Source organism: Nocardia sp. CC201C, from assembly GCF_030010695.1.
GTDB classification, from domain to species: domain Bacteria; phylum Actinomycetota; class Actinomycetes; order Mycobacteriales; family Mycobacteriaceae; genus Nocardia; species Nocardia otitidiscaviarum.
Map to the genome: position 1 here is coordinate 1 of NZ_JASCXP010000361.1, position 7823 is coordinate 7823.

General features: G+C 70.2%; 8 protein-coding genes and 1 pseudogene. 2 read left to right on the forward strand and 7 right to left on the reverse strand.

Annotation, left to right across the window (positions count from 1 at the left end):
* From hisH to hisD, 4 genes are all read right to left on the reverse strand, one after another.
* A partial coding sequence (hisH, locus tag QK444_RS28305) for an imidazole glycerol phosphate synthase subunit HisH (RefSeq protein ID WP_282785203.1) occupies window positions 1-562 on the reverse strand: 562 nt, incomplete at its 3' end.
* Between the two features lie 65 nt (window positions 563-627).
* Window positions 628-1242, reverse strand: coding sequence for an imidazoleglycerol-phosphate dehydratase HisB (gene hisB / locus QK444_RS28310; RefSeq protein ID WP_282785196.1), 615 nt, complete (start codon window positions 1240-1242; stop codon window positions 628-630).
* A 29-nt stretch (window positions 1243-1271) separates the two neighbouring features.
* Window positions 1272-2417 (reverse strand): histidinol-phosphate transaminase, encoded by a 1146-nt coding sequence (locus QK444_RS28315; protein WP_282785197.1) that lies wholly within the window; start codon window positions 2415-2417, stop codon window positions 1272-1274.
* Complete coding sequence (gene hisD, locus QK444_RS28320) at window positions 2414-3751, reverse strand: histidinol dehydrogenase (protein ID WP_282785198.1); 1338 nt, start codon at window positions 3749-3751, stop codon at window positions 2414-2416. Before hisD ends, QK444_RS28315 begins: the two co-directional genes overlap by 4 nt.
* Window positions 3752-4173: 422 nt before the next feature.
* On the opposite strand from hisD, the gene QK444_RS28325 reads away from it, so the two are divergent.
* Window positions 4174-4581, forward strand: coding sequence for an FHA domain-containing protein (locus QK444_RS28325; protein ID WP_282785199.1), 408 nt, complete (start codon window positions 4174-4176; stop codon window positions 4579-4581).
* 9 nt (window positions 4582-4590) lie between these two features.
* Here QK444_RS28325 and QK444_RS28330 read toward each other — a convergent pair whose 3' ends face one another.
* Together QK444_RS28330 and QK444_RS28335 are read right to left on the reverse strand one after the other, a co-directional pair.
* The gene (locus QK444_RS28330) at window positions 4591-4878 is read right to left on the reverse strand and encodes a putative quinol monooxygenase (protein ID WP_282785200.1); all 288 of its coding nucleotides are present in this window, start codon (window positions 4876-4878) and stop codon (window positions 4591-4593) included.
* Between the two features lie 19 nt (window positions 4879-4897).
* Window positions 4898-5932 (reverse strand): aldo/keto reductase, encoded by a 1035-nt coding sequence (locus QK444_RS28335; RefSeq protein WP_282785201.1) that lies wholly within the window; start codon window positions 5930-5932, stop codon window positions 4898-4900.
* Between the two features lie 139 nt (window positions 5933-6071).
* On the opposite strand from QK444_RS28335, the gene QK444_RS28340 reads away from it, so the two are divergent.
* The gene (locus QK444_RS28340; protein ID WP_282785202.1) at window positions 6072-6926 is read left to right on the forward strand and encodes a helix-turn-helix transcriptional regulator; all 855 of its coding nucleotides are present in this window, start codon (window positions 6072-6074) and stop codon (window positions 6924-6926) included.
* Window positions 6927-7208: 282 nt separating this feature from the next.
* Here QK444_RS28340 and QK444_RS28345 read toward each other — a convergent pair.
* A pseudogene (locus QK444_RS28345) lies at window positions 7209-7823 on the reverse strand (hypothetical protein); the annotation flags it as partial.

Consider the following 7823-nt stretch of genomic DNA (forward strand, 5'->3'; position numbering starts at 1 on the left):
GGTGGAACTGGGTGGCCGACAGCGGGCCGTTCTCCACCGCGGCGAGGAACGGGACGCCGTGTTCGGCCCAGGTCAGTTTGGCCGGAGCGATGGTGCCGTCGCCGTTCCACTCCCACTTCTGCGCGGCGTAGGAGTGCACGAAGTAGAAGCGGGTGTCGGCGTCCATACCCGCGAACAGCACGCTGTCCTCGGGAGCCCGGACGGTGTTCCAGCCCATGTGCGGCAGCACGGGGGCGTCCAGGCGCTCCACGGTGCCGGGCCATTCGGTGCAGCCCGCGGTCTCGATGCCGTGCTCGACCCCGCGCTCGAACAGGATCTGCATGCCCACGCAGATGCCCAGCACCGGTCGCCCGCCCGCCAGCCGCTTGCCGATGATGCGCTCGCCGCGCACCTCCCGCAGGCCCGCCATGCAGGCCGCGAACGCGCCGACGCCGGGGACCACGAGGCCGTCGGCATTCAGCGCGATATCGGGATCGGCGGTGACGGTGACCTCGGCCCCGGCGCGCACCAGGGCGCGTTCGGCGGAGTGCAGATTGCCCGAACCGTAGTCGAGCAGGGCCAGTCGCTTCGTCCGCCCGCCCGTCACCCGGCCACCGCCGTCCACGGAATCGCCACGCGATGTCGTGTTCACAGCGCCCCCTTCGTGGAGGGGATGCCGCTCACGCGCGGATCGTATTCCACCGCGGCGCGCAACGCCCGCGCCACGGCCTTGAACTCGGCCTCGGTGATGTGGTGCTGGTCGCGCCCGTAGAGCACGCGCACGTGCAGGGCGATGCGGGCATTGAGCGCGATGGATTCGAAGACGTGGCGATTGATGATCGTCGAATAGGACGCGCCCGGGCCCACACTCGGAATCACGGTGTGCAGCAGGTGTTCCGGCTCCCCGGTGTGCACGCAGTAGGGGCGGCCGGAGACGTCCACCACCGCGTGGGCGAGGGTTTCGTCCATGGGGATGTAGCAGTCGCCGAAGCGGCGGATGCCCTTCTTGTCGCCGAGCGCCTGGTGCAGCGCCTGCCCGATGACGATGGCGGTGTCCTCCACCGTGTGGTGGGCCTCGATCTCGATATCGCCCTTGGCGTGCACGGTCAGGTCGAAGCTGCCGTGCTGACCGAAGGCGGTCAGCATGTGGTCGTAGAACGGCACGCCGGTGGCGATGTCGGTCTTGCCGGAGCCGTCGAGGTTGAGTTCGACGACGATGCTGGATTCCCGGGTGGTGCGTTCCACCCGTGCGATTCGGTCCATGCTCGCTTCCTGCGGTGAATCGGACACGGTCATCGGGCGATCAGCTCCTCGGCCGCCAATTTCTCGCTGGCGCGCAAGAATTCGTCGTTCTCCGCGGCCAGCCCGATGGTGGCGCGCAGATAGCCGGGGATGCCGACATCGCGAATGAGCACACCCTCGTCGAGGTAGCGCTGCCAGGCGCGCGGGGCATCGGCGAAGCAGCCGAACAGGATGAAGTTGGCGTCGGACCCGATGACGTCGAAGCCGATCGTGCGCAGTTCCGCCGTCACCCGATCGCGTTGGCGCGCGAGTTCGGCCACGCTGCCGAGGGTTTCGTCGGCATGCCGCAGCGCCGCCCGCGCCGCGGCCTGCGTCACCACCGACAGGTGGTAGGGCAGCCGCACCAGCAGCAGCGCGTCGATGACGGCGGGTGCGGCGGCGAGATAGCCCAGCCGTCCGCCCGCGAAGGCGAACGCCTTGGACATGGTGCGGGTGACGACGAGTTTCGCCGGGTACCGGTCGATCAGGGTGATGGCCGAGGGCGCGGCGGAGAACTCCCCGTATGCCTCGTCCACCACCACGATGCCGGGGGCGGCGTCGAGGATCCGCTCCAGGTCGGCCAGCGGAATGCTGTGTCCCGTCGGATTGTTGGGGCTGGTCACGAACACCACGTCGGGGCGGCGCTGCGCGATCACCCCGACCGCGTAGTCGATATCGAGGGAGAAGTCGCCGCCGCGCTTGGCCTCCACCCATTCGGTGTCGATGCCCTCGGAGATGATCGGGTGCATCGAGTAGGAGGGCACGAAACCCAGTGCGCTGCGCCCCGGTCCGCCGAATGCCTGCAACAGCTGTTGCAGGATCTCGTTGGAGCCGTTGGCGGCCCACACATTCGACACGTCCACCGCGACACCGGTCTGCCGGGTCAGGTAGGCGGCCAGATCGGCGCGCAGGGCCACGGCGTCGCGGTCCGGGTAGCGGTGCAGGTCGACGGCCGCGGCGCGAATGGATTCGGCGACGTCGTCGACCAGCGCCCGGCTCGGCGGGTGCGGGTTCTCATTGGTGTTGAGCTGTACCGGCACCGTGAGCTGCGGTGCGCCGTAGGGCTTCTTGCCGCGCAGATTGTCCCGCAGCGGCAGTTCCTCGAGGGTGAGGCCAGCACCGGGAACGGCCGCGGTCGGCTCGGTGCGCGCGCTCACGACAGTGCTCCGAAACGCACCTGCACGGCCTGCCCGTGCGCGGGCAGATCCTCGGCGTTCGCCAGGGCCACCACATGTCCGGCGACGTCCTTCAGCGCCGACTCGGAGTAGTCGACCACGTGGATGCCGCGCAGGAAGGTCTGCACGCTCAAACCCGAGGAGTGCCGGGCGCATCCGGCGGTGGGCAGCACGTGATTGGAGCCCGCGCAGTAGTCGCCGAGGCTGACCGGCGACCACGCGCCCACGAAAACGGCTCCGGCGCTGCGGACGCGGGCGGCCACGGCGGCCGCGTCGGCGGTCTGGATCTCCAGATGCTCGGCCGCGTAGGCGTTCACCACGCGCAACCCCTGGTCGATATCGTCGACCAGCACGGTGCCGGACTGCTTGCCCGACAGTGCCTCCACCACGCGGTCGTGGTGCTTGACCACCGCCAGTTGCGCGGTCAGCGCCGCGTCCACAGCGTCGGCCAGTTCCGCGCTGTCGGTCACCAGCACGCTGGCGGCCAGGACATCGTGTTCGGCCTGCGAGATGAGGTCGGCGGCCACATGCGCCGGATCGGCGGTGGCGTCGGCCAGGATGGCGATCTCGGTGGGCCCGGCCTCGGCGTCGATGCCGACCAGGCCGCGGCACAGCCGCTTGGCGGCGGTGACGTAGATATTGCCGGGTCCGGTGATCATGTCGACCGGTGCCAGCTGCGCGCCGTCGGTATCGGTGCCGCCGTAGGACAGCAGCGCCACGGCCTGCGCGCCGCCGACCGCCCACACCTCCTCGACACCGAGCAGCTTGGCGGCGGCCAGAATGGTCGGGTGCGGCAGGCCGCCGCAGCGGGCCTGCGGCGGCGAGGCCACCACCAGGGATTCCACCCCGGCGGCCTGCGCGGGCACCACGTTCATGACCACGCTGGACGGGTAGACGGCATTGCCGCCCGGCACGTACAGGCCGACGCGCTCGACGGGCACCCACCGTTCGGTGACGGTGCCGCCGGGCACCACCTCGGTGGTCGCGTCGGTGCGGCGCTGATCGGCGTGTACGACGCGGGTGCGCTCGATGGCGACCTCGAGGGCGGCGCGCACGGCCGGGTCCAGTTCGGACAGGGCCCGGTCGAGTTCGGCGGCGGGTACCCGCACGCTGTCGGGGGTCACCCCGTCGAACTTCGCGCTGAACTCCTGCGCCGCCGCGACGCCCCGATCGCGGATGGCCGCCACGACCGGCCGCACGTGATGCAGCACCGAGTCCACGTCCACTCCCCCGCGCGGCAGTGCCGAGCGAAGTTCAGCAGCGGTGGGCGTACGTCCGCGCAGATCCACGCGGGCGAGCTCGATGCGGCTTGTCATAGCGCTGTGCAGTCCTTGTCTGTGCTGATCGGTCTGTGCTGATCGAGGTTGCCGAACGGGGCGTGAACACCCGATTCGTCCACTTGACAGCCTATCCGGCCCACGCCAGCGGGTTTCCGGCGGCCGCGCGACGCGGGCGACCCGCTGGTCATGGGGGTGAACGGCGCGCGCATCCGCGCCGAGACGCCGCCGTCACGGCCGATTCTCGCGGGTCACCGTTGTGTTTCCGCCGCTCGGAGGCGGGCGTACCGGACCGGTGCGCCCGATACCATCGACAGTGGCGCGAATTACGCGGCGTGACCGGGATTCGAGCCGAACGATCTGCTCCGAGCGCGCGGTGCCGAGGGTGGACGCGGCCGGATCCTCCGAACGGCACCGGACGCCTGTCACCCGATGCGCCGACGATAGTCCGAGGAGCTGGAGTGAACACAGATCCGGAGACCGATGCCCGGCGCGGCACCATCCGTCACCACCGTCCGCCCATCCCGCTACGGCGACCACATCGCCCCACCGTCGATCCGGTCGGTGTGGAATCCGATTCGATTGCGGCACTGCGACTTTCCGACGGCCGGGTGCTGCTGGTGCCCGCGTGCGGCCTGCGCATCGGCCGCACCCGGGACAACGATCTGGTGCTGGACGATCCACGGGTCAGCCGCACCCACGCCCGCCTGGTGCTGCGTGGCACCGGGGTGGTGATCCACGACCTGCGATCGGTGAACGGGGTGTACGTGAACGGCGCTCAGATCACCGACCACGTCACGCTGTCGCACGGGGACGTCCTGAATATCGGCATCACCACCCTGCGCTTCGAGCGGATACCGAGCCGGTAGGCGCGGACCTCACTCGGCCACGAGTCGGCGGATGACCATCGGCTCGGCCAGGACGTCGTCGAGTACGTCCCGCACATGGTGGAAGTGGGGGGTCTCGAAATGCTCGTCCAGCGCGGCGGCCCCGGTCCACTCTTCCACCAGCACCATGTGGGCGGCGTCGTTGGGGTCCACGAACGGCCGGTAGGCCAGGCAGCCGGACTCCGCCAACGACGGCTCGATCATGCCCTCGAGCGCGGTGCGCAGCCGGTCCTCCCGACCGGTGTGGGCGCGAAATTCGGCGATGACGTGCAGGGTCATGATGTCGTCTCCTTGCGGGTCAGGGGCGGGCGGGGCCGGTGCCCGCGCCGGTGGTGGTGATGGCGGTGGCGATCTCGTCGAGGTCGGCCGCGGTCAGCGCCAGCTCGCGAGCGCCGATCCAGCCGTCGATCTGCGTCGGGGTGCGCGCACCGACGATGGCCCCGGTGACGCCCGGCCAGGCGGTGGCCCAGGCGAGGGCTACTTCGGCCACGCTCAGGTCGTAGCGGGCCGCGATGGGGCGCAGCGCGTCCACCAGGGCGAGGTTGGCGGGCAGGTCGGTGGTGAAATCCGGGCTGCCGCTGCGCCAGTCGTCGGGCGCGAGCACCCGGTCGGCGTGGAACGCACCGGTCAGCAGGCCGGACTGGAGCGGCGAGTAGACGATCACGCCGGTGTTGTGTGCTCGCGCCCAGGCGATCTCGGGTGCGGCCGTGCGATTGAGCGCCGAGAACGGCGGCTGGATCGCGTCCACGTGCGCGATGGATTCGGCGACGTCCAGCTGTGCCGCATCGTGATTCGACAGTCCGATGGCGCGGACCTTGCCCTCCTTCTTCAGATCGGCCATGACCTGCCAGTACTCCGCCAGCGGGGTGGCGGCGGCGGAAACCTCGGCCTCGCCCTGGTAGACGAACAACTCGCCGGTGTCGGGCCAGTGCACCTGGTAGAGGTCGATGTGGTCGACGCGCAGGCGGCGCAGTGACGCCTCGAGTTCGGCGCGCACGGTGTCGGGGCGCATGATGCGGCGCGGTGGTCCGGTGCGGTCGTCGCCGGATTCCCAGATGAGGCCGGTCTTGGTGAAGAGGTAGGGGCGGTCGGCCTCCGGCAGCTCGGTCAGGGCGCGACCGACCAGTTCCTCCGCATGGCCGAGCCCGTAGGCGGGCGCGGTATCGAGCCAGTTGATGCCGCTGCGCACCGCGTGGGTGATGGCGGCGATGGAGTCGGCGTCATCGGTGGCTCCCCACGAGTACTGCCAACCGGCTCCCGAGATGACCCAGGTGCCGAGGCCGAGCGGGGTGATGTCCATGCCGGTGTCGCCGAGCGGGCGGGTGGCGTGCATTCGACTCTCCTGTTCGAGGCCGGATCGGTTCCGGCCACGATGGCCACACTCGTCCGCCACGCCGCGCCGAAACAGCGCCGCACCAGCCTGGGCACCGCAGGACCAGGACGGTCCGGCGCGCGGCTCGGATACTGGACGCATGGTCTTGGATCGACGGGCGGAACTCGGTGAATTCCTGCGCTCCCGGCGCGCGCGGTTGCGACCGGACCAGGTGGGGTTGATCGACCACGGGGTGCGGCGGCGGGTGCCGGGTCTGCGGCGCGAGGAGTTGGCGCTGCTGGCCGGGGTCAGCGTGGATCACTATGTGCGGCTGGAACAGGGCCGCACCCTGCACTTCTCGGAATCGGTGCTGGACGCGGTCGCCCGCGCGCTGCGGCTGGATCCGGTGGAACACGAGCACCTGTATCGCCTGGCACGGCCCTGGGCGGGTGCGGAGACGCCGGGTGCGCAGCGGGTGCGGCCCGGGCTGCTGCGGCTGTTGGAGGCGGCTCCGGAGGTGCCCGCCTACATCGTCGGCCGCGGTACGGCGGTGCTGGCGTGGAATCGCGCGGCCGCCGTACTGCTCACCGACTTCGGCGCGCTGCCGCCGCACGAGCGCAATCTCACCCGGCTGGTGTTCCTGGACGAGGGCATGCGCGACCTCTACGAGGACTGGCCCGCCAAGGCCGCCGACGTGGTCGCCTATCTACGCCTGGACGCCGCCCGCAATCCCGGCGATCCGGCCGTCACCGCCCTGATCGACGACATGTGCCGGGACAGTGCGGAATTCGCCGAACTGTGGCGGCGTCACGACATCAAGGACAAGACCCACGGGCGCTACGTGTACCGCCACCCGATGGTGGGCCGCATCGATCTCGGCTACGAAACCCTGCGCCTGCCCGACGATCCCGATCAGGGGCTGGTCGCCCACACGGTGGAGCGGGGCTCCACCAGCGAGGTGGCGCTGCGGCTGCTCACCAGCATCGACGCACCCGCCGCCACCACGAGACGTTGATCGGCCACAGAACGCTGATCCCTCACAAAACCCTCACGGAAGCCGACCCGTCACGAAAAGCCGAGCGGGACAACGAGAATGTAGGAGTTCACGGTGGGGTTCGTGAATGCCAGCAGTGAGTGTGCGGTGCAGCACGTCGCCGATCTAGTGGCATGCCAGATCCGAGAATCGAGCGGTCGTGCGGGACCTGACACGACGCGGGACCGAACACGACACGGGGCCAACGAGAGCGGCGGGTGATCGCGTCGCCCGCCGCCGGTCTGTCGCCACCCGGTGTCGCCGCTATTTGGTGTTGCTGTCGATCTGTAGCGAACCGCTGCCGGGATCGACCACGCGCAGGTCGAACGGCTTGGACTTGCCGCCGTAGGTCAGGTTCGCCAGCCGCATATCGGCCGCGCCGGCACTGTCGTTCTGGCCGGAGATATCGCGATAACCGTTGATCGGGTTGGCTTCCCAGTACTCGCGGAAATCGCTCTGCCCGCCGTACACCGCCTGCGCGGCAGGGGTCAGCATGGCCCACGCCGAGCCGTAGTTCTTGGCGAGCAGCGCGTTGTAGAAGTCCTCGATGGCGCTGCCGGCCTGGCCGATGCCGACGGTGCCGACATTGCGCGCCGAGCCGAGCGCCACCGAATCCTCGGTGGCCTGCGGGGTGCCGGTCACCTTCGAGGTGGTGGGGCCGCCCGCGTCGGTGCCCGAACCGCCTTCGCCGCCACCGGAATTGAGCATGGCGGCGACCACGCCGCCGACCACGATGAGCACACCCACCACGGCGATCCAGACGAACTTGCGGCTACCCGGCTCGCCGGGGTGCGGTTCCATGGCGGTGTGCGTGGCGGGGCCGTGGGAGGCCGGGGGCCGGGGCGGCGGAGTGGACTCCAGCAGGGTCGCGGCGCTCAC